The organism is uncultured Acinetobacter sp., assembly GCF_947626835.1.
In the GTDB taxonomy this organism is placed as follows: Bacteria; Pseudomonadota; Gammaproteobacteria; order Pseudomonadales; family Moraxellaceae; genus Acinetobacter.
In genome coordinates this window covers 255,841-277,623 of sequence record NZ_CANQTS010000001.1, presented here as the reverse complement: position 1 = coordinate 277,623, position 21,783 = coordinate 255,841, and the positions used below count along the sequence as shown (strand labels likewise).

The following is a 21,783-nucleotide window of genomic DNA, read 5'->3' as shown; positions in this document are numbered from 1 at the left end:
CGTTGCTGTTTTATATTGTTCAAGGTGCTATTGCAATTTCTATACAAGCGCTTGCATGTGATTGAGATATTTTATGCTGCAATAGGCTTTTACATAAAAAGGACAACTCATGAAACTTGCTACATTATGTGTCACGGCCACTGCCCTTGTGTTAAGCGCATGTGCCTCACAACCGACCACCTCACTTGCCATTCAAAATATCAACAATGAATATGAAGTGATGGGCTTAGGTAAAAGCCAAGTCATTGCTAAAAACAATGCCATTACGGCAGCCAATAAAACCTGTGGCAGTAAAGCCGCGCCCATTTTAGTCAATGAAAAGAGCAGCTATAACGGTGCATTTAAAGGGGTAGTTAATGAAAAGACCGGTCAAGTCATTCAAGCCGCAGCGGATATGATTGGTGGATTAGCCGGTAAAAGCGCAGGCTTATCACGCGATGATGATTACCAAACTGTGCTGACTTTTAAATGTGTCACACAATAGAGGTATAAAAAAACCGCTCAATCGAGCGGTTTTTTTATACTTTTAACTTAGCAATAGCCGTCTAAACGCGTCAATGGGAGTTTTTGACCAATGGCTTTTTCAATTTCAGGGAGATAAAACGCATCATCTTCTGATAAGAAACTAATACTCACCCCTCGTGTCCCTGCACGTCCTGTACGTCCAATACGATGCACATAATCATCTGATTGTTCCGGTAAGGTAAAGTTCACCACATGCGATACGCCATCGACATGAATACCACGACCTGCCACATCGGTGGCGATCATAATATGATGTTGCCCATTTTTAAATTGATCGAGCATTTTCAGGCGTTTGTCTTGAGCAATCTCACCTGAGAGCATCACCACTTTATAACCATCTTGTTTTAAATGGTCATACAGTTTACGCACTTGGTCACGACGATTGGCAAAGATCATGACCTTTTCAATTGGCTCATCACGTAAAATTTCTTGCAATAATTTATATTTATCTGATTTAGCCACCATATACACACGTTGCTCGACGTCTGCATTGGTTTTCTTTTCAGGTTCAATTTCAACTGTGACAGGTTCAAATAACCATTGCTGAGCGAGGTTTAACACATCATAGCTAAAAGTAGCTGAGAACATTAAGGTCTGACGTTGTTCTTTACGTGGTGAATAACGCACAATACGCTTGACCGATGGAATAAAACCCATGTCCAATAAGCGATCGGCTTCGTCAATCACTAAAAATTCAATTTGATCCAACCAGACTTCTTTTTGCTCTACAAGGTCAATTAAACGACCCGGTGTTGCCACAATAATATCGACAAAATTAGCATCGAGTTGCGCTTTTTGCTTTTCAAAGTCCACACCACCTAAGAGCGTCACCACATTTAAACCACAAAAGCGGGTTAACTCTTTGGCATCACTTTCAATTTGCAGCGCCAATTCACGCGTTGGTGCTAAAATTAAAGCACGCGGCTCACCGCGGTAACGTTGTCCTTGCACTGGATTTGTCAGTAAATCATTGATGACGCTTACTAAAAATGCGGCTGTTTTCCCTGTACCAGTTTGTGCACGGCCAATCGCATCATGGCCTGCTAAGGTAAACTTTAAAACCTTTTCTTGAATTGGCGTCATAGAGGTGAAGCCAAGGGCATCAATCGCCTGTTTCAATTGCGGATGGAGATTTAAGGTTTCAAAACCAGCTGACATAGAGTTGCTCTAATTGAAAATGGACAAATTTAGACGATTATAAACAAAAAACGCCCCAATAGATATTGGAGCGTTTCGACGTCAAGCAAAATCGCTTAGTCTAAAGGTTGTACTTCTTCCGCTTGGAAGCCTTTTTGACCTTTAACTACGCTGAACTCAACACGTTGGCCGTCACGAAGTGAACGGTGGCCGTCGCCTTGAATTGCACGGAAATGAACGAATACATCGTCGCCGCCGTTGCGTTGAATAAAGCCAAAGCCTTTAGTATCGTTAAACCACTTCACAACGCCTTGTTCACGAGCTGTCATAAGTTAATCCTCAATTTAGTTCTTTCAAAAGAAGGACCACCCGGTGTTGCAAACAGCAGAGCAAACAAGTTAAAAACATTTATTATTTCTAAGCTTGTAATCATTCTGTAAAACTATCAACAAAATCCCGGTACATCCACTTGTAGAGCGGTGTTTAAAACAATTTTTATTTGTTGTAATACATCCTCAACGGCATCGAGCTTATCATGGCTTATCTTTGATTGGTAGGTTTTTTTTGGATTTATCTGGTTTTAAATTTAATTTTTTATCAAAAATATATCGGCAAAAAAATGCTTTTAACTTGGGCTTTGAGCGCAATTTTGTTAAGCTTTACTTTAAGTTTTTATTGATGTAAAGCTGTGTATGTCTCAAATTGCACGCGTGATTGATGCTATGGGGCAACCCTGTCCGATGCCTCTATTAATGTTAAAGCGCGCCCTAAAACAACAAGCCGCTGGACAATGGATTTTAAAATCCTCAGATCCACATTCACAAACCGACGTAAGCCGCTATTGTGCGCTACATGATTTTCAATGTGACGTGGTGCAAATCTCAGCACAAGAATTTCATTATCACATTGAAACATAATTGGTTTTAACCAATATCATGTAGATTAATTTACATATCTCTACCCAATTGTCCTTAATGATGAAGGCAATTGGCTTTAAGATAAAACCATTGCAAAGACAACTTGTCTTATAAGGAGTATCCATGAGTGACAGCCGCAATCAATTGATGCCCCTGTCATTATCAGCGCCCGGCGTTAATCTTGGTGCTTATATTAGTACTGTGAATCAAATTCCAATTCTGAGCGCTGAACAAGAAAAAGAGCTTGCAGAACGTTACTACTATGACCAAGATTTAGATGCTGCCAAAATGTTGGTAATGTCACATCTGCGTTTTGTAGTACATATTGCCCGCAGTTATGCAGGCTACGGTTTACCGCAAGGCGATTTAATCCAAGAAGGTAACTTAGGCTTAATGAAAGCCGTGAAACGTTTTGACCCGAATATGGGCGTACGTTTGGTGTCTTTTGCTGTGCATTGGATTAAAGCCGAAATTCATGAATATGTGATTCGTAATTGGCGTATTGTTAAAATTGCCACTACCAAAGCGCAGCGTAAATTGTTCTTTAATCTACGTAGCTTAAAAAAATCGAGTAAAAAACTCACCCTCGATGAAGCGCAATCGATTGCCAATGACTTAAATGTGACGCCTGAGCAAGTCTTAGAAATGGAAGGTCGTTTAACCGCGTATGATGCTGCCTTTGAAGCACAAGGTGATGACGATGATGAAGGTTCAACTCACGTTGCACCCGCGCTTTATTTAGAAGACAACCGCTATGATCCGGCACGTTTAGCCGAAGATGAAGATTATGAGCAACAAAGCACCTCGGCTTTACACGATGCGATGGAGCAACTTGATGATCGTTCACGTAATATCTTACAACGCCGCTGGTTAGATGACGACAAATCAACGCTGCATGAATTGGCAGCGGAATATAATGTTTCTGCTGAACGGATTCGTCAGCTTGAAAAAAATGCCATGGAAAAGATTAAAGTTGCCATGTCATCCAATTAAAAAAAGGGCAAAGTTGCCCTTTTTTTAATTGCTGTATTATGATGAGTAAACTATTTTTCCCTGTATGACATCAGCATGTGGATCACAATTTCTGCAGTTAATTTAGCGCTTGCCGTCATGGTAGGTGCATTTGGCGCACATGGCTTAAAAGCGCGTGCCAGTGAGATACAACTTGGTTGGTGGCAAACCGCCACAGACTATTTCTTTTATCATGCTTTAGGCATGTTATTGATAGCACTCTTAATGCACATGAAGCCTCAATTAAATATCAAACGTAGTTTTATCTTGATGCAACTGGGCATTGTTTTATTTTGTGGCTCGTTATATATCATGGCACTTGGCTTACCGCGCGGCTTAGGTGCAATCACCCCAATTGGTGGGGCACTCATGATTTCAGCTTGGCTAGATTTGGCGTGGAAAGCCCGAAAAGTTGTATAAAAAAGGACGCTGCAGCGTCCTTTTTAAAATAACTTTATTTAATTAAACCTTCATCACGTAGTGCAATTTCTACTGACTGACGTTGACGCACTTTTTTGCGTAAGGCCAAAACATGCGGATATGGGGTGAGATCATGCCCAATCAGCTTAGACCAGTTGGTCAGCACAAAAAAGTAAGCATCGGCAGGACCGAAGTTATCATCGACTAAATATTCATGTTCATTTTTGGCAATAGCACTGTCAATATAGGTCAATAGACGGTCAATTTCAGCATAGCCTTTTTGTTTGGCGGCATCATCTAGCTCACCTTGGAAAAACACCGCATAAGCATCATGCAATTCTGAGTTTAAATAACCTAACCACTCTAGTACTTTGGCACGTCCAAACCCTGATGGTGGAATCAAATCTTGTTTTGGGTCATGCTGCGCCAGGAACGGCAAAATTGCGACAATTTCGGTCAAAATTAAACCGGGATTAATTTCTAGTGCCGGCACATAACCTTTGGGGTTGATTTGATAATAATCTAGCCCTTTTTCGGTTTGATGAGTTTTTAAATCCACGCGTACTAAATCAAAGTCGACGTTAATTTCATTTAAAATAATATGTGCCGCTAAAGAACACGCACCGGGTGCATAATACAGTTTCATCTTTGATCTAATCCTTGTATTTTTTTTAGTTTAAGCTTGGCCAAGCCCAATCTTATGGCTTGTTCGACTACACTCATTGACTATCGGGGATATTGATTGATTTTTCAAGTCATTTACAGGTGCTTTTTGCAATAAAGCTGTTTTACCATAGCCACTTTAAAGTTTGATGAAATTTGTTGTGATTGGCTTGAAAAAACAAGAATGGTTTTCCAACATTCGTACTGATATTTTGGCCGGTTTAGTGGTCGGCTTGGCCCTAATTCCTGAATCGATTGCCTTTTCTGCCATTGCTGGGGTGGACCCACAAGTCGGTTTATATGCCTCATTTTGTATTGCAGTGAGTATTGCCTTTTTAGGCGGTCGCCCTGCCATGATTTCAGCAGCCACTGGGGCTATGGCGCTATTAATGATCACTTTGGTCAAAGTGCATGGTTTACAGTATTTATTAGCAGCCACCATTTTAACTGGTGTGATTCAGGTCATTGCCAGCTACTTCCAAGTGGCAAAACTGATGCGTTTTGTCTCGCAAGCCGTGGTCTATGGCTTTTTAAATGCCTTGGCAATTTTAATTTTTATGGCGCAACTCCCTGAATTACGCCAAATGGATACGCTAGCCTTTACTTTAATGGCTTTAGGTCTAGCTTTAATTTATTTGTTTCCACGGTTGCCTAAAATTGGCAAGCTGATCCCCTCGCCTTTAGTTTGTATTGTGGTGTTAAGTTTGATTGCGCTTATTTTAGGCGCAGATTTACGTACGGTGAGTGACCTAGGTCAATTTCCCGAAACTTTGCCTATTTTTTTGTGGCCTGATATTCCTTTAAACTTTGAAACTTTAAGCATTATTTTCCCCTATGCCTTAACTTTAGCCACAGTGGGTTTATTAGAAACCATGATGACCACTACAGTGGTGGATGAAATAACCCAAACCACCAGTGACCGTGACCAAGAATGCTGCGGACAAGGTTTTGCCAACATGATCAGTGGCTGTATGGGAGGTATGGCAGGTTGTGCCATGATTGGGCAATCTTTAATTAATGTCCAATCGGGTGCACGCACGCGTTTATCTACCTTAGTTGCAGGGGTATTTTTACTGTGTTTGGTGGTATTTTTTAAAGAGTGGCTCAGTTATATTCCAATGGCGGCCTTGGTGGCCATTATGATCATGGTGGCATTCACCACCTTTCAATGGACTGCTGTGCAAGAATTTAAATCGCATCCACGCCAATTTAATTTGATTATGATTGCGGTGGTGGCTGTGGTGCTTATAAGCCACAATTTGGCATTGGGTGTATTGATTGGGGTTGTAATGTCAGCCTTATTTTTTATCAACGCGCTTGAACACACCGTACAAGTGAGCCACACCGAGCACCATCAACAACGTCGTTATGTGATTCGTGGGCAAATTTTCTTTAGTAGCAGTACACGTTTTTTCCATTTGTTTGACTTTGATATACACGTTCAACATGTTGAAATTGATGTAAGTGACGCGCATATTTGGGATGTCACTTCATTAAATATGCTCTACAAAGTACGCGATCAATTTGAGCAACGTGGTATAGAGGTCACTTTCATTGGCTTACACCAAGCCGCACAGGGCTTGATCAAGTCGCCTACCCATTCTTAAAGCATTTCGAGCGCCATTTTAATGGCGCTTTTTGGATAGCGGTGAAAATATTTGACTTGTTGCTTGAACGACTTAAAATACCGCATTCGATTTATTTTAGATTTGCCAAAATTATGTCAAACGATCAACTAGAGCAGCCAGTCGTTGAGCTCGAAAATTTAAATGAGCACCGTGAAATTGTGACATTTATGCGCCGTTCAACGCCGCTCAATACCTCACAACGTACTGCGCTTGAGCAATATGGTCACTTAATTTTGGAATATCCAGTGGGTGACTTGCGTCAACATTTTGAACACCCAGAACGTCCCTTAACCGTAGAAATTGGTTTTGGTATGGGTCGTTCATTGGTGTTGATGGCCAAAGCCAATCCCGAACGTAACTATGTTGGGATTGAAGTGCATGTACCAGGGATTGCCCAATGCGTGTATGAAGCAGGTATGGCAGGCTTGACCAACTTACGTTTATTAGATGCTGATGCCATTCAAGTTCTACGTGAAATGCCAGACAATAGCATTAACGCGGTTCAGTTGTATTTCCCAGATCCATGGCAGAAGAAACGTCACTTTAAGCGTCGCTTTGTATCACATGATCGTATGCCATTGGTGGAACAAAAGCTGGAAATGGGCGGTACTTTCCACTCAGCCACGGATTGGGAACCGTATGCCGAATGGATGTTAGATGTCTTAGATAATCGTCCGCGTTTAGAAAATATGGCAGGTAAAGGCAATAGCTATCCTCGTCCAGATTGGCGTCCACAAACCAAATTTGAGCGTCGTGGCTTAGAAGAAGGTCATAAAATCAATGACTTCTTATTTAAGAAAATTAGCTAAGCTCAAAATTTCACAATAGCGCCCCTAAAGGCGCTATTTTTTATAAATTATAAAAATAGAGTAAAACAATGAAAACATTATTATTCAGTCTAGGTTTAATCAGTATAACCACTGTAACTGTGGCACAAGAGTGGCAATTGATTGCCGAAGATGCTTATCATCAAATCAGTTTAAATACCCAAACATTAGCATCTATACAACGTGAACAACAAAATTTACTGAAAGTTTGGACCAATTGGCAAGTGTATACCGAACAAGGTCCACAGGATCAATTGCGTGGTGATTTCACCATGGTGATGTACTACATTAACTGCCAAAGCCAAACGATTGCTGAGAGTTCTCGCACCTCTTATTTTGCCAATGGTTTACAAAGAAGCTCTAAAGCCAGTACATGGCATGACTTACGCCCTGTTGCAGCAAATTCACTGGCTGCCCAAATAATCAAAATTGCCTGCCAAGCTCAGCAAATGAATTAATAACTTGAATAATACGCCACAAGTTAAAATACGTGATATACATCACGTTTTATTTCATATAAAATACAATAATGCTATATTTGTCACACTTTTAATGCCTGCAAGGATTGCAATGAAACGATCTGTACTCTTGTTCTTGATGCTGCTAAGTACATTTGGACATAGCCAAGAAAATTGGATTGAATTAGGTTATAGTGAGCAAGATCAGGTGAGCTTTACCTTTAACACAGCACAAGATGTGCCACATTTAAATATTCACAGCAAGTGGCAAGCGCTTGGCTCAAGTGACTATACACTCAAGTCGTATCAGGTGGATTGTTTAACCCTAGAGGCTAAATTGTATCAACAAGAATATCATAGCCCCTCCTTAAGTATGATGACCACGCATATTACAACCATGCAAACCCCAAACATCAATAGCATGCACTATATGCTCAATTCTACTGCCTGTTTATTTGCACGAGTACAACAGGAGCAAGGCCTGATTTTGGCTCAAACTCGCTAAAAAAAGCCCGCAGATGCGGGCTTTTTAATGCAAATAATTTAAGCGCTTACCGCCTCTTGTTTAAGCATATGACCTTCTGCCACTAAACGTGCATGCCAACTTAAAGCTTCAGTTAAGATATGCGGTGTATGTCCACCTTGCTGTGCCGCACGATCATAATAATCATTCAGTGCATCACGGTAATCAGGATGCGCACAGTTGTCGATAATCGCACGCGCGCGCTCACGTGGTGCTAAGCCACGTAAATCAGCTAAACCTTGTTCAGTGACTAAGATATCCACATCATGTTCGGTATGGTCATGGTGACTGACCATTGGCACCACCGATGAAATGGCACCAGCTTTAGCAATCGATTTAGTGACAAAGATAGACAACATGGAATTACGGGCAAAGTCACCTGAACCGCCAATACCATTCATCATTTTCGTGCCTGTGACATGCGTTGAATTGACGTTACCGTAAATATCAAACTCAAGCGCAGTATTGATGGCAATAATACCTAAACGACGGATAATTTCTGGGTTATTGGAGACGTCTTGCGGACGCATCACAATCTTGTCTTTGTATTTTTCAAAGTTTGCCATCACGTATTCGTTGGTGCTTTGAGACAAAGTCATTGAACAACCTGAAGCAAAAATCATTTTACCTGAATCAATCAACTTAAAGGTACAGTCTTGTAGTACTTCTGAATACATGACCAAATCTTTAAAGTTAGAATGTTCAAAACCTGCAAACACGGCGTTAGCAATTGAACCAACACCCGATTGTAATGGCCCTAAATTGTTCGGTAAGCGACCTTCTGCGACTTCTTTTTCAAAGAAGTTGACCAAATGTTTGGCAATAGCAAGCGTTTCTTCGTCAGCATCTGCCATATCAAAAGTGGTATCAGGCACTTCATTCATGACAATGGCAGAGATTTTTGCAGGATCAACTTGAATGCCGATTTTACCAATACGATCTTGCACTTCAGTTAATGGCACTGGACCACGCTTTGGACGTGATGCTGGCACATAAATGTCGTGTGAACCTTCTAAAATTGGATTTGAAGTTAAATCAATTTCCACAATCACATGATCGGCCATTTCAGCAAATTGCGCTGAGTTACCACATGAGTTGGTTGGAATGATTAAACCGTCTTCGGTAATGGCAACTGCAGAAATCACTACAACTTGTGGCGCAGGCAACATTTTATGGCGCATTTTATCGGCCATACCTGATAAATGTTGGTCGGTGTACATCACTTCGCCATTGTTAATTTGCTTACGCAAACCGGGATCGGCTTGATAAGGTAAACGACGTGAAATGACTTTGGCTGCACCTAATTTGCCATCAATTTGGTTACCTAAACTGGCACCTGTAGCAAAGGTAATATTTTTGACTTTGGCTTGTGCTGCTAATGCCAATGGCACAGCTTTAGCATCGCCTGCACCACCAAAACCACTGGCGCCAAGCACTGCGCCATCTGGAATTAAATCTAAAGCTTGTTCTACTGAAACAATCTTGTCATGCAAGCTCGCTAAACGAACGCGATCTAAACCTTTTGTCATTTTCAATCTTCCCAACATTAACGCTTTTTGTTATCTCTCATTACACCATAAAGGTCATGATTTATGAGCAATCTCTTAGACCAATTCCACAGCAATCGCAGTGGCTTCACCACCACCAATACACAATGCCGCGACACCTTTTTTACCGCCTGTGCGTTTAAGGGCATGAATTAAGGTCACAATAATACGTGAGCCTGATGAACCGAGTGGGTGACCTAAAGCACATGCACCACCACTGATATTGACTTTGGCATCATCTAAATTTAAGCCATCAATGGCAAGCATTGCGACCATGGCAAATGCTTCATTCACTTCCCATAAATCTACATCTTGTGCTGACCAACCTGCTTGTTGCAGCACTTTTTCAATCGCACCCACTGGCGCAATGGTAAATTCTGTTGGATGTTGTGAATTGGTTGCATAAGCGACAACCTGAGCAAGCGGTGTTAAACCTTTTTCTCGTGCAATAGCATCAGAGGTAATCACCAATGCAGATGCACCATCTGAGATTGAGCTTGAGTTGGCCGCAGTAATGGTACCGTCTTTTTTAAAGGCAGGACGAAGGGTTGGAATTTTGTCAATTTTTGCATTAAACGGCTGTTCGTCGTGATCAACCACCACATCGCCTTTACGGCTCGACACAGTGACTGCTGCAATTTCGTCTTTAAAGTAACCGTTATTTACCGCATCGACTGCTTTTTGTAATGATGCAATGGCATAGGCATCTTGTTGTTCACGCGTGTAGCCTTTTTTGTCTGCCATTTCTTGGGCCAACACACCCATCGATAGACCCGACTCTGCATCTTCTAAACCATCTTGGAACATATGGTCAATAATTTTGCCATGTCCCATACGTAAACCACCACGTGCTTTGTCAAGCAAGTAAGGCGCATTACTCATCGATTCCATGCCGCCTGCGATAATGATATTAGCACTGCCCGCTTTAATGGCATCGGCCGCTTGCATTACCGCTTTCATGCCTGAACCACAGACTTTATTGATGGTGGTTGCACCCACAGTATCAGGTACCCCAGCTAAACGCAGAGCTTGACGTGCAGGGGCTTGTTTTAAGCCTGCAGGTAACACACAACCGAAAATCACTTCATCAACGTCAGTCGCTGCAATACCTGCACGCTTGATGGTTTCTTGAATCACAGCGCTACCCAATTGTGGTGCGCTTAAAGATGAGAGTGAACCTTGAAAGCCACCCATAGCAGTACGTACTGCATCTACAATTACGATCATTATTTTATATCCTATAGTATTGCAGAAGCTAGATCGTCCAATCTGAGCTAGCTTCGTGATTTTGGTCTAAAAATTAAGACTGTGCGGTAAAGTATTCTGCACTAAAGTCCATCATAACGTCAGTTCCTGTTTTGACACGTTGCACACGCGCTGCAAAGTCCGCTAAGACTTTATTGCTATAGTATTGTGCCAACGCCAATTTATTTTGGTAGAAACTCTCGGCTTTACCTTGTGCAGCAGCAGTGATACGTGCATACATATATACGAAGCTCAGCATACCCACAGCGTGTAAGTAATCTACCGCAACGGCACTTGAGAAATCAGGATTTTGTTTTGATTGCTCAACAATAAACTGGGTTAATTCTTCAGTTTTTGCAGCGATGTCTAAGGTTACCGCTTTAATGCTTAAGCTGTCGTCTAGACCATTGGCGAATGCGCGAATTTCTTCTAAATATTCAGCCAAGAAAGCACCGCTGGTTTTAATGGTTTTACGACCAATTAAATCAAGGGCTTGAATGCCGTTGGTGCCTTCATAAATTTGTGAAATACGTAAGTCACGGATACATTGCTCCATGCCCCACTCACGAATATAACCATGACCACCAAAGCACATTTGTGCTTCTAATGTTGACTCTAACGCTTTATCGGTTAAGAATGCTTTGGCAATTGGGGTTAACAGCGCCACACGGTTATTGGCTTTTTTCACTGCTTCTGCGTCATTTGAGAATTTAGTGATATCAAGCTGTTGACCCACATAGGCTGCAAAGGCACGGGTCGCTTCATTGTTTGAACGCACGTTGAGTAGCATACGACGTACATCAGCATGCACTAAAATAGAATCCGCTGGTTTTTCAGGTGATTTCACCCCTGTGGCACTGCGACCTTGTAAGCGATCTGTGGCATATTGCGCCGCATTTTGATAAGCGTATTCAGCAGCACCTAAACCTTGAATGCCCATCGATAAACGCTCGTAGTTCATCATAATGAACATTGCAGCAAGACCTTCGTTTTCCTTACCAATCATGTAACCTTTGGCTGCGTCAAAGTTCATGACACACGTTGCGGAACCTTTAATGCCCATTTTGTGCTCGATTGAACCTGCGGCAACCGTGTTACGTTCACCTAATGATCCATCTTGATTGACCAAGAATTTTGGCACAATAAACATAGAAATACCGCGTGAACCTGCTGGAGCATTGGGTGTTTTTGCCAAGACTAAATGAATGATGTTGTCGCATAAATCATGCTCACCACTGGTGATAAAGATTTTTGTACCAGTAATATTATAGCTGCCATCTTCATTCGGTTCAGCTTTAGTTTTAATAATGCCTAAATCTGTACCTGAATGTGGCTCGGTTAAGCACATCGTGCCTGACCATTCGCCAGTATAGAATTTTGGTAAATAGGTTTCTTTTTGCTCTTGTGTACCGGCTTGATCAATCGCCATACCTGCGCCCACCGTTAACAGTGGATATAGCATAAATGATGGGTTAGTGGCCCAAATCATCTCATCTGCCAATACAGTGAGCATTTTTGGCATGCCTTGACCGCCCCACTCTTCAGATGCACCCAAACCAATCCAACCGCCTTGTGCGTATTGGTCAAATGCTTCTTTAAAGCCTTTTGGTGTAGTGACAACGCCTTGATTAAATTGCGCGCCGCCTTCTTCATCGCTTGAGCGATTTAAATCTAAAATGACATTTTTTGAAAATTTGGCCATTTCTTCTAAAATGGCATTGGCAGTTGCCTGATCTAAATGCGCAAGACCTTCTGTACTTTGCCAGAACTGTTCGGCTTGAAACACGTCATTTAAGATAAAGTCCATATCTTTTAGTGGTGCATTATAAATTGGCATTGTTACTTTCCTTAAATTAATCTGCTTGATTACAACATCAGCAGGTTTTTCACTGTTTTCATTCCTTCAGGTCATTGGCCTAATATTTTTTAAACCACGACGCAAATATTGTTTTATTTGTTTGTGTTCAGCTCGTCTTATGTTGATGAAAACTGCAACACAACCATTATTTTTAATCTGGGGCAATACTGCCATGTTTAGATTGCCGTTGTGTGAAATACTTTGAAACTTCACCACATTATTTGTATAAAAAATAATTTTATTTCAAATATTTACACTAAAAATCAATCTATGTTTTATAACAGGTTTGAGCGTTTATACTGCACACTGTAATCTTATAAAACGCAATGACAATAGAATAAAAATGGCAGAATTGGAAATGATTGATCTCTACGGTTCCCATTGCTTGACATTGTTTTATTTGTATGATCAAAATTGATATTTTGCGTATGTCGCCAAGTGACCATTTGGTTGTTTACTAATCAAAATCAAGACTTTGGTTTAATTTCAATCTCAGCACAGGTGGTTTAATTTGCATCAAGTAGTTTTGATTGTCAGATGGAACGAAGAAGATGAATTCAGAGCGCCAACAAAACTTTTTGCTGCGAAAAGAAAAGATTTTAAGCATGGCAGAAAAGTTGTTATTGGATAACAATCAAGATATTACGTTAGGTGAATTGGCCTCAGAGCTTGATATTGCCAAAGGCACGATCTATAAACATTTCAAAAGCAAAAATCAGTTGTATTTAGAACTTATTATTTTAAACGAACGCCGTTTGTTAGACATTTCACAGAAAAATCAAAACAATATCAAAAGTTATGTGTCGCAATATATGCTGTACAACATGCTCAATTCTAATCGCACCATTTTGCTACACGCCATTGAAGAGCGCTTAACCAACAACGAACGTCGTTTAAAAGATTTGTTTGAAGAGCTGTATCAAGTACGTGAGCAACGCATTTTATCCATTAAAGACATGACCGGCGATTATTTAAAATCCTTAAATAGTGCCATGTCGATTCGTGATTATTTGTCTTATATTTGGACGGTGACCTATGGTGCATCTTTGTTATTAAATTCAACCCATTATCAAAAAGCCATTGGCTCACGCGAGCGCTTAATTAAACTGTATATTAACCAAGCCTTAATGATTCCAGATAAAGTCTCTTAAATCTTAAAGTAATTTAACACTGTGCCCAGCAAAGCCTGCTAGCACAGTGTACCGACAATTGTTACATAGCACGCAAAGTTAAAATTTGTTCGCTGCGTCCAAATGGGCCAGATTGATCGTGTAGCACAGCACTGGTTAGGCCTATGCCATCGGTGCCATATTGTTGGGTGGCTTCAAGCCCCAACCATTGCCCTTGTGGTTCACGATACAGATGAATTTGTAAATCTAAATTTGGAAATGCCCAACCTTGTCCCGGCTCCACACGCGGCACTACGCCATTGGCCGTGTCTACCATGCCCATTAAACGCACAAAATCTAAGGTGTTTTCACCTTCTACCATCTCAACTTGGCTATTGAGCCACACGATGCCACAACCAGCACGGCGATCAGCATCGGCACGTGCCGTAATACTTTGAATATATCCACCCGGCCAGCATTTCATTCCTTCCCAAAGCGGCAATTGTTCAGGCGGTGCGACAAAACCATCTTCTAAGCCTGCAATATGTTGTGTATCTTGGGTTTGCATACGCCATGCACGTGCCACAATACAAGGGCGACCATTGGCGACCATAGTTGATTCAAGTAATTCAATGGTTTTACCTCCACGAATCACTTTGGTTTCGACCGAAAATTCACCGAATGGAATTAAACCTAAAATATCATAGCCAATTCGTCCAATGCGTAGCTCAGGACGTGGATTAAAGCGCGCTAACTCATGCGCCAAAATACCACCTGCGGGCGCCATATGCTGTTCATTTGGATTCCATGCCCCTTGGCAATGAATGTGGCATTGATAATAAGAAATGACACTGCCATCTTGTAAATGTTCACGTTGCTTAAGCTGATAATACGCGGCCATAGTCCCTAACCTGTTATTTTTGTGCTAAAAAACCAAAATAGTTGATCACTTTCATATAAGTAAATACCTGCTCAAACCCCACATCCTTGAGTATAGTGCAGTAATCTTGAGGAGATACTAAAGCAAAATCATCCTCTAAACGCTCAAGCATTTGTTCACTTTGACGCACGCTTAAACCTTGTACTTGGCATAAATGCTGTAAAGTCTTAAGTTCATCTGGATGGCTTGGCAACAGCATGTCATACGTCATTAAACAGGCTTTTGGTTTAAGATGCTGATAAATCTGCTGAAAAAATTCAGGTTTTTGTTGATTGGTAATAAAATGCGCCACCAATAAACATAAAGCGGCATCAAATTGTGCCTCTAGCTTTAAATCCGCCGTTGTACCATGTATCCAATTCACGCGTGACTTACCTGCGTACTCAACCATTTTTTGTTGAGCTTTTTGCAACATGCTCAATGAAGGGTCAACCGCTGTAATCTGAATCTCCGGAAAATCTGCCAGTAAATATTCGATCTCATAGCCTGTACCACAGCCGACAATCAAAATATGTGCGTGTGCAGGTAAATGTACGCTTAACGTTGCACGCACTTGGGCATGCATGAGTTCATAGCCTGGAATGAGTTGACGAATATGGTCATCATAGCCTGCCACCACTTTGGGATGACAAAAATCTTTAGCCACCTTCGCTCCTTAAAAAAATTTGCCCACGAGCATACTCGTGGGCATAGTGGGTTTATGCAATATCTTCGAGTAAATTGAGTTCTTGGCGCATCAATTCTTGTAGTTTGAATTTTTGTGCTTTACCTGATGCCGTCATTGGGAACTCACGGAAGAAGCGCACATAACGTGGGACTTTGTTATGTGAGATATTCTCTTTGCAATATTGACGAATCACTTCTTCATTGCAGGTTTCACCGTCGTGTAAAATAATGCAGGCACAAAGTTCTTCACCATAACGTGGATCAGGTAAACCAATCACTTGTACATCCATCACCGCAGGATGGGTATAGAGGAAGTCTTCAATTTCTTTGGGGAATAAGTTTTCGCCGCCACGAATCACCACATCTTTAATACGGCCTTTAATTTTAATAAAGCCCTCATCGTCCATCGATGCAATATCACCAGTATGCATCCAACGAGCTTTATCAATCACATCAAAGGTTTTATCTTCATCTTCCCAGTAACCTAGCATCACCGAATAACCACGTACACACAGTTCGCCTAAGCTGCCGCGTGGCACGACTTTACCTTGCTCATCGACAATTTTAATTTCAAGATGTGGATGAACACGCCCCACAGTCCCCACACGTTGTTCAATACTATCCGTCACGGCGCTTTGTGCACTGACTGGTGCAGTTTCGGTCATACCGTAGCAAATGGTGACTTCTTGCATATGCATACGGTCAATGACACGTTGCATAATTTCACGCGGACATGGGCTACCTGCCATAATGCCGGTGCGTAAACTACTTAAATCAAATTGTTCAAATTGTTCATGCTCTAACATGGCAATAAACATGGTCGGTACGCCATAGGCCGCAGTACATTTTTCTTGCTCAATGGCTTGTAAGCTCGACAGTGGATTGAACACCCCTGCTGGATACACCATGGTTGAGCCATGCGTGATGCAGGCTAAATTCCCCATCACCATACCAAAGCAATGGAACAATGGCACCGAAATACAGACACGATCTTGTGGGGTTAAACGAATTGCTTCACCCACAAAATACCCATTATTTAAAATGTTATTGTGCGTGAGCATAGTACCTTTAGGGTTGCCTGTGGTGCCTGAAGTAAATTGAATATTAATGGTTTCATCAAATTGCAATTCACTGGCCAATTGCTCTAACTGCGCCAATTGCTGTGCGCTTGGCTCAATCAATAAGTCACTAAAACGATGAATAGCACCTTGTTGTTCGTCTGAGATTTTAATGACATGTTTTAAATGCGGCAGACGCACACAGGACAGAATTTTTTCATTAGAATTGCACAGCTCTGGCGCAATCTTACATAAAATTTCTTGATAATCTGAGGTTTTAAAAGCAGGTGCAATCACAAGCCCAACGCAAGAGACTTTATTGAGTACATATTCAAGTTCACTGCTTTTATACGCAGGATTGAGATTGACTAAGATGATACCGGCTTTAAAGGCAGCAAATTGGGTAATGGTCCATTCGACACAGTTGGGTGACCAAATTGCCAAACGATCGCCTTTTTTTAGGCCTAATTTGAGCAAGCTACATGCAAATGCATTCACTTGCTGTTGTAACTCTTTATAGGTCAAACGAATATTTTGCTGCACGCTCACCACAGCATCCTGCTCGGCGTATTGGGCACAGGCTTGGTCAAATTTTTCACCAATGGTGGTGCCCAATAAAGGTTGACCACTTGCGCCATAGGCGTAACTTAAACGGACTTGTGTCATTGAATCGATCTCCTTGATTCTTTTTAATTTTGTTTTTTATGCTTTGCCCACAAACCGTTGTGTGGAATTTAAACGCGTGCTTCTTCCTCAATCATCACCGCATTTAAACAAAAATCAGCGATTTGTTTGACAAAGTAATCCTTATAATTTTGATCAAACATCATATTACGTGACGGATTTAAAGGCTCAATTACCACAAAGGTCATGGTACCCACCACACACAATGCTGCGGTATTTAAATCCTCAAACCCAAATTCGCCGTTAATTTTCCCTTCGGCTAAAATCTCCTTAATACTTTGTTTGAGTAATTGTTTACTGCGAAAACGCTCATGCTCAACCGAAGGGTCAATCGGTTCAAACATTAACGAATACGCCAATTGTGGACTATTTAAAGCACGCTTTACAAAGGTGGTGACCGCCTTATGTAATTTTTCCGTTGCGCGTAAATCTTGACGTTTGGCAATTGAGTCTAAAATTTTGATTTCATGCGCAATTGCTGCAACCAGCACCTCAATTAACACCTGACTTTTGTTTTCAAAGTAGCGATATACCAAGCCACTTGAAACGCCTGCCCGCTCTGCAATCGGTTGAATTTGCGCTTCTTTTAATCCACCTTGTGCAATCAATTCTCGCGCGGATTGTAAAATCGAAATACGATTTTGCTCCATACGCTCTTGCATCAGTGATGATCTTTTATAACTCATAATTTTATTCTCAACAAGATAAAAATGAATTTTAAATCAATTTATGAATTTGTATTCACTTTTTTAAAAAAACATTGTATGTTAGTTTTAAAAGCACAAAAACAACCGCTTTTCACCAAGTGATTTGGGAAAAATAAATACAAATTCAGGATGAATAACATGAACGTACATATTCCGTTACAACTTAACCTACAAACCCTTAATTTTGGTCTAGACGAGACTTTACTCGCTCTACGCGATTCTGTTGCAGCATTTTGTGCCAAAGAAATTGCCCCAATTGCTGCAAGTGTGGACCGTGACAACGAATTCCCTGCACATCTTTGGAAAAAAATGGGCGACATGGGCTTACATGGTTTAACGGTGAGCGAAGAATACGGTGGTTCAGACTTGGGTTATTTAGCACATATTATTGTGATGCAAGAAATTTCACGCGCATCTGCCTCAATTGGCTTGTCTTATGGTGCACATTCAAATTTATGTATTAACCAAATTAAACGTAACGGTTCTGAAGAACAAAAACAAAAGTATCTCCCAAAACTCATCTCAGGCGATTATGTCGGTGCATTGGCAATGTCTGAACCAAATGCCGGCTCAGATGTAGTAAGCATGAAATTACGTGCTGATGATCACGGCGATCACTATGTACTCAATGGCTCAAAAATGTGGATCACCAACGGCGGTGATGCCGATGTATTGGTGGTGTATGCCAAAACCGATACCCAAGCCGGTGCTAAAGGCATGACTGCCTTTATTATTGAAAAAGGCATGCAAGGCTTTAGTCATGGTACCCATTTAGACAAATTGGGGATGCGTGGTTCAAATACTTACCCACTGTTTTTTGACAACGTAAAAGTGCCAAAAGAAAACGTGATGGGTGGCGTAGGCAATGGCGTTAAAGTCTTAATGAGTGGTTTAGATTACGAACGTGCGGTTTTAAGCGCAGGCCCGCTTGGCATTATGGATGCTTGTATGGACAGCGTGATTCCATATTTACATGAGCGTAAACAGTTTGGTCAAGCCTTAGGTGAGTTCCAACTGATGCAAGGTAAAGTTGCAGATATGTACTCAACATGGTTGGCATGTAAAGCGCTTGTATATGCCGTTGGCGCAGAATGTGACAAAGCTGATCATCGTCGTAGCTTACGTAAAGATGCCGCCAGTGCCATTTTATATGCCGCAGAAAAAGCCACATGGATGGCAGGTGAAGCCATTCAAACCTTAGGCGGTAATGGCTATATCAATGAATATTCAGTCGGTCGTTTATGGCGTGATGCCAAACTCTATGAAATTGGTGCAGGTACCTCAGAAATTCGCCGTATGCTGATCGGTCGCGAATTATTTAACGAAACCAAATAATGCCTTTGGGCACATCAGTGCCCACATCCGCTTAATACAACAACAAGATTCAATACAAGGATGTTTATGATGAATGTATTACGTCAATTTAGCCGTAGCGAAAATAACAATGACCAATTAAACGTACTTTGCACCAAGCTGAATGTACGTAGCGAAGATTTTAAAAACAACCAAGCTGCAATGCAAAACTTGGTAACTGATTTAAAAACCCTTGCACAAAAAATTGCCTTAGGTGGCGGTGAAAAAGCCCGTGAAAAACATATTGCCCGTGGCAAATTACTGCCTCGTGAACGTATCGATCAACTGATTGATGCAGGCAGTGCATTTTTAGAAATTGGTCAATTGGCAGCTTATCAAGTCTATGCCGATGATGTACCTGCTGCGGGTGTTGTGGCAGGGATTGGTCAAGTCAATGGCGTGACCTGCATGATTGTAGCCAATGATGCCACAGTCAAAGGTGGAACTTACTATCCATTAACCGTGAAAAAGCATTTACGTGCCCAAGAAATTGCCGAGCAAAACCATCTGCCATGTATCTATTTAGTCGATTCAGGCGGTGCGTATTTACCAATGCAAGATGAAGTCTTCCCTGATCGTGATCATTTTGGTCGTATTTTTTACAACCAAGCGCGTATGTCGAGCCAAGGCATTGCACAAATTGCCGTAGTGATGGGCAGTTGTACGGCAGGCGGTGCGTATGTACCTGCCATGTCAGATGAAACCATTATTGTACGTAACCAAGGCACGATTTTCTTAGGTGGCCCACCGCTTGTGAAAGCTGCAACAGGTGAAGTAGTGTCTGCTGAAGATTTAGGTGGCGGTGATGTGCATACACGTCTGTCAGGTGTGGCTGATCATTTGGCTGAAAACGATGAACATGCGATTGCCATTGCACGTAATATTGTTAAAAACTTAAATAAAAAACCAAATGTATCTGTCGATCAAATTGAGCCACCACGCTTTGCCGCAGAAGAACTGTATGGCGTGGTGCCAAGCGATACCCGTAAACCGTTTGATGTACGTGAAGTGATTGCACGTATTGTCGATGGTTCACGTTTTGATGAATTTAAGGCACGTTTTGGAACCACCTTAGTCACAGGCTTTGCTGAACTGTATGGTATGCCTGTGGGAATTATTGCCAACAACGGAATTTTATTTTCAGAATGTGCGCAAAAAGGTGCCCATTTCATTGAACTATGTACGCAGCGTAATATTCCCCTGCTGTTTATTCAAAACATTACTGGCTTTATGGTCGGTCGTGAATACGAAAACGAAGGTATTGCTAAGCATGGCGCTAAATTAGTCATGGCTGTCGCGACTGCCAATGTGCCTAAAATCACCCTGATTATTGGTGGTTCATTTGGTGCAGGCAACTACGGCATGTGTGGCCGTGCCTACTCACCACGTTTTTTATGGACATGGCCAAACTCACGTATTTCAGTGATGGGTGGCGAGCAAGCCGCAAGCGTACTTTCAACCTTAAAACGTGACCAAATTGAAGCACGTGGCGAACAATGGTCAGCCCAAGAAGAAGATCAATTTAAACAACCTTTCCGTGATCAATTTGAGCGTCAAGGTCATCCGTATTATGCCTCATCACGCCTTTGGGATGACGGTGTGATTGACCCTGCACAAAGCCGCCAAGTGCTTGGCTTAAGTTTAGCGGCAGCCATGAATGCACCGATTCAAGAAACCAAATTCGGCGTGTTCCGTATGTAAGGGGTGTGACATGAGCTATCAATTTTTACAACTCGAACAACAAGGCGCTGTGGCAACGGTTTGGATGAATCGTGCAGAATTACACAATGCCTTTAATACCCAAGTGATTGAAGAATTACATGCGTGTTTTGCTGCAATTGATCAACGTGATGACATTCGTGTGGTAGTTTTAGCCGGTCGTGGTAAGAGCTTCTCTGCCGGTGCAGATTTGAACTGGATGAAACAAGCAGGTAGCGCATCACGCCAAGAAAACGAAGCGGATGCACTCAAACTTGCGCAAATGTTGCATCAATTGGCAAGCTTAAAACAGCCCACCATTGCCCGTGTGCATGGTATAGCCTTTGGTGGTGGCATGGGCTTAGCTTCTGCCTGTGATATTTGTGTGGCAAGCACTGAAGCGAAATTTGCGACATCAGAAGTGCGCTTAGGTTTAGCTCCATCAACCATTAGCCCGTATGTGATTCGTGCCATTGGTGCACGTCAAGCGTCGCGTTATTTCTTAACGGCTGAGCGCATTAATGCTGAACAAGCCCTCAACATTGGCTTAGCGCATGAAGTGGCCAGTCCTGAAGCTTTAGACCAAACCATCGATGCCATTGTAGATGCGCTGTTATTGGGTGGCCCCGAAGCCCAAGCAGCCTCTAAACAATTAATTCAAATGGTCAATCAACAAGAATTAACGCAAGATTTATTGCTACAAACTGCACAACATATTGCACATGTACGCCAAGGAACAGAGGCGAAAAATGGTTTGAATGCATTTTTAAACAAACAAAGTCCAAGTTGGATTCAAACCACTGCATAAC

The 21,783-nt window shown here is 41.7% G+C and carries 22 protein-coding genes; 12 read left to right on the top strand and 10 right to left on the bottom strand.

The features are described 5' to 3' along the window. The first annotated feature begins 109 nt into the window (after nucleotides 1-109). A complete protein-coding gene (locus Q0Z55_RS01400) occupies nucleotides 110-484 on the top strand; it encodes a hypothetical protein (RefSeq protein WP_297423175.1) in 375 nt (124 codons plus the stop codon). 47 nt (nucleotides 485-531) lie between these two features. Here Q0Z55_RS01400 and rhlB read toward each other — a convergent pair whose 3' ends face one another. Next, nucleotides 532-1,683 carry an ATP-dependent RNA helicase RhlB gene (rhlB, locus tag Q0Z55_RS01395; protein ID WP_297423172.1) on the bottom strand — a complete coding sequence of 384 codons (1,152 nt, stop codon included), beginning with the start codon at nucleotides 1,681-1,683 and terminating at the stop codon, nucleotides 532-534. Nucleotides 1,684-1,778: 95 nt separating this feature from the next. After that, complete coding sequence (locus Q0Z55_RS01390; protein ID WP_004648643.1) at nucleotides 1,779-1,991, bottom strand: cold-shock protein; 213 nt, start codon at nucleotides 1,989-1,991, stop codon at nucleotides 1,779-1,781. 363 nt (nucleotides 1,992-2,354) lie between these two features. Here Q0Z55_RS01390 and Q0Z55_RS01385 point away from each other — a divergent pair, with 363 nt between their 5' ends. From Q0Z55_RS01385 to Q0Z55_RS01375, 3 genes are all read left to right on the top strand, one after another. Then, nucleotides 2,355-2,579 (top strand): sulfurtransferase TusA family protein, encoded by a 225-nt coding sequence (locus tag Q0Z55_RS01385; protein WP_297423157.1) that lies wholly within the window; start codon nucleotides 2,355-2,357, stop codon nucleotides 2,577-2,579. 123 nt (nucleotides 2,580-2,702) lie between these two features. Beyond that, the gene (gene rpoH, locus Q0Z55_RS01380; RefSeq protein ID WP_297423155.1) at nucleotides 2,703-3,572 is read left to right on the top strand and encodes an RNA polymerase sigma factor RpoH; all 870 of its coding nucleotides are present in this window, start codon (nucleotides 2,703-2,705) and stop codon (nucleotides 3,570-3,572) included. Between the two features lie 75 nt (nucleotides 3,573-3,647). Continuing rightward, on the top strand, nucleotides 3,648-4,010 hold the full coding sequence (locus Q0Z55_RS01375) for a DUF423 domain-containing protein (RefSeq protein WP_297423152.1): 363 nt from the start codon (nucleotides 3,648-3,650) through the stop codon (nucleotides 4,008-4,010). 34 nt (nucleotides 4,011-4,044) lie between these two features. Here the strand turns inward: Q0Z55_RS01375 and Q0Z55_RS01370 are convergent, their stop codons facing one another. Continuing rightward, nucleotides 4,045-4,656 (bottom strand): glutathione S-transferase family protein, encoded by a 612-nt coding sequence (locus Q0Z55_RS01370; RefSeq protein ID WP_297423149.1) that lies wholly within the window; start codon nucleotides 4,654-4,656, stop codon nucleotides 4,045-4,047. Between the two features lie 178 nt (nucleotides 4,657-4,834). Here Q0Z55_RS01370 and Q0Z55_RS01365 point away from each other — a divergent pair, with 178 nt between their 5' ends. The 4 genes from Q0Z55_RS01365 to Q0Z55_RS01350 all read left to right on the top strand — a co-directional run bounded on the left by Q0Z55_RS01365 (nucleotide 4,835) and on the right by Q0Z55_RS01350 (nucleotide 8,091). Beyond that, nucleotides 4,835-6,280: a SulP family inorganic anion transporter gene (locus Q0Z55_RS01365; protein WP_297423276.1), complete on the top strand. Its 1,446-nt coding sequence runs from the start codon at nucleotides 4,835-4,837 to the stop codon at nucleotides 6,278-6,280. Between the two features lie 113 nt (nucleotides 6,281-6,393). Beyond that, entirely contained in the window at nucleotides 6,394-7,110 is a 717-nt protein-coding gene (trmB, locus tag Q0Z55_RS01360; protein WP_297423146.1) for a tRNA (guanosine(46)-N7)-methyltransferase TrmB, read from the top strand. Between the two features lie 68 nt (nucleotides 7,111-7,178). Then, nucleotides 7,179-7,586 carry a surface-adhesin E family protein gene (locus tag Q0Z55_RS01355; RefSeq protein WP_297423143.1) on the top strand — a complete coding sequence of 136 codons (408 nt, stop codon included), beginning with the start codon at nucleotides 7,179-7,181 and terminating at the stop codon, nucleotides 7,584-7,586. Between the two features lie 112 nt (nucleotides 7,587-7,698). Beyond that, nucleotides 7,699-8,091 (top strand): hypothetical protein, encoded by a 393-nt coding sequence (locus tag Q0Z55_RS01350; RefSeq protein ID WP_297423140.1) that lies wholly within the window; start codon nucleotides 7,699-7,701, stop codon nucleotides 8,089-8,091. A 38-nt stretch (nucleotides 8,092-8,129) separates the two neighbouring features. On the opposite strand, the gene Q0Z55_RS01345 is transcribed toward Q0Z55_RS01350, so the two are convergent. From Q0Z55_RS01345 to Q0Z55_RS01335, 3 genes are all read right to left on the bottom strand, one after another. Then, the gene (locus tag Q0Z55_RS01345; protein WP_297423137.1) at nucleotides 8,130-9,638 is read right to left on the bottom strand and encodes a succinate CoA transferase; all 1,509 of its coding nucleotides are present in this window, start codon (nucleotides 9,636-9,638) and stop codon (nucleotides 8,130-8,132) included. 75 nt (nucleotides 9,639-9,713) lie between these two features. Further along, on the bottom strand, nucleotides 9,714-10,883 hold the full coding sequence (locus Q0Z55_RS01340; protein ID WP_297423134.1) for a thiolase family protein: 1,170 nt from the start codon (nucleotides 10,881-10,883) through the stop codon (nucleotides 9,714-9,716). A gap of 73 nt (nucleotides 10,884-10,956) precedes the next feature. Then, the gene (locus Q0Z55_RS01335) at nucleotides 10,957-12,738 is read right to left on the bottom strand and encodes an acyl-CoA dehydrogenase C-terminal domain-containing protein (RefSeq protein WP_297423131.1); all 1,782 of its coding nucleotides are present in this window, start codon (nucleotides 12,736-12,738) and stop codon (nucleotides 10,957-10,959) included. 572 nt (nucleotides 12,739-13,310) lie between these two features. On the opposite strand from Q0Z55_RS01335, the gene Q0Z55_RS01330 reads away from it, so the two are divergent. Then, the gene (locus tag Q0Z55_RS01330; protein WP_297423128.1) at nucleotides 13,311-13,910 is read left to right on the top strand and encodes a TetR/AcrR family transcriptional regulator; all 600 of its coding nucleotides are present in this window, start codon (nucleotides 13,311-13,313) and stop codon (nucleotides 13,908-13,910) included. Nucleotides 13,911-13,971: 61 nt separating this feature from the next. On the opposite strand, the gene Q0Z55_RS01325 is transcribed toward Q0Z55_RS01330, so the two are convergent. The 4 genes from Q0Z55_RS01325 to Q0Z55_RS01310 all read right to left on the bottom strand — a co-directional run bounded on the left by Q0Z55_RS01325 (nucleotide 13,972) and on the right by Q0Z55_RS01310 (nucleotide 17,902). Beyond that, nucleotides 13,972-14,769 carry a thioesterase family protein gene (locus tag Q0Z55_RS01325; protein WP_297423125.1) on the bottom strand — a complete coding sequence of 266 codons (798 nt, stop codon included), beginning with the start codon at nucleotides 14,767-14,769 and terminating at the stop codon, nucleotides 13,972-13,974. A 13-nt stretch (nucleotides 14,770-14,782) separates the two neighbouring features. Next, a complete protein-coding gene (locus Q0Z55_RS01320; protein WP_297423122.1) occupies nucleotides 14,783-15,454 on the bottom strand; it encodes a class I SAM-dependent methyltransferase in 672 nt (223 codons plus the stop codon). Nucleotides 15,455-15,506: 52 nt separating this feature from the next. Beyond that, nucleotides 15,507-17,198, bottom strand: coding sequence for an AMP-binding protein (locus Q0Z55_RS01315; RefSeq protein ID WP_297423119.1), 1,692 nt, complete (start codon nucleotides 17,196-17,198; stop codon nucleotides 15,507-15,509). A gap of 68 nt (nucleotides 17,199-17,266) precedes the next feature. Beyond that, nucleotides 17,267-17,902: a TetR/AcrR family transcriptional regulator gene (locus Q0Z55_RS01310; RefSeq protein WP_297423116.1), complete on the bottom strand. Its 636-nt coding sequence runs from the start codon at nucleotides 17,900-17,902 to the stop codon at nucleotides 17,267-17,269. A 159-nt stretch (nucleotides 17,903-18,061) separates the two neighbouring features. Between Q0Z55_RS01310 and Q0Z55_RS01305 the strand changes: the two genes are divergently transcribed. The 3 genes from Q0Z55_RS01305 to Q0Z55_RS01295 all read left to right on the top strand — a co-directional run bounded on the left by Q0Z55_RS01305 (nucleotide 18,062) and on the right by Q0Z55_RS01295 (nucleotide 21,782). Further along, nucleotides 18,062-19,258, top strand: a complete 1,197-nt coding sequence (locus Q0Z55_RS01305) for an isovaleryl-CoA dehydrogenase (protein ID WP_297423113.1) — start codon at nucleotides 18,062-18,064, stop codon at nucleotides 19,256-19,258. Between the two features lie 69 nt (nucleotides 19,259-19,327). Further along, on the top strand, nucleotides 19,328-20,977 hold the full coding sequence (locus tag Q0Z55_RS01300; protein WP_297423274.1) for a carboxyl transferase domain-containing protein: 1,650 nt from the start codon (nucleotides 19,328-19,330) through the stop codon (nucleotides 20,975-20,977). A gap of 10 nt (nucleotides 20,978-20,987) precedes the next feature. Continuing rightward, the gene (locus Q0Z55_RS01295) at nucleotides 20,988-21,782 is read left to right on the top strand and encodes an enoyl-CoA hydratase/isomerase family protein (RefSeq protein ID WP_297423111.1); all 795 of its coding nucleotides are present in this window, start codon (nucleotides 20,988-20,990) and stop codon (nucleotides 21,780-21,782) included. The last annotated feature ends 1 nt before the right edge of the window (nucleotide 21,783 follow it).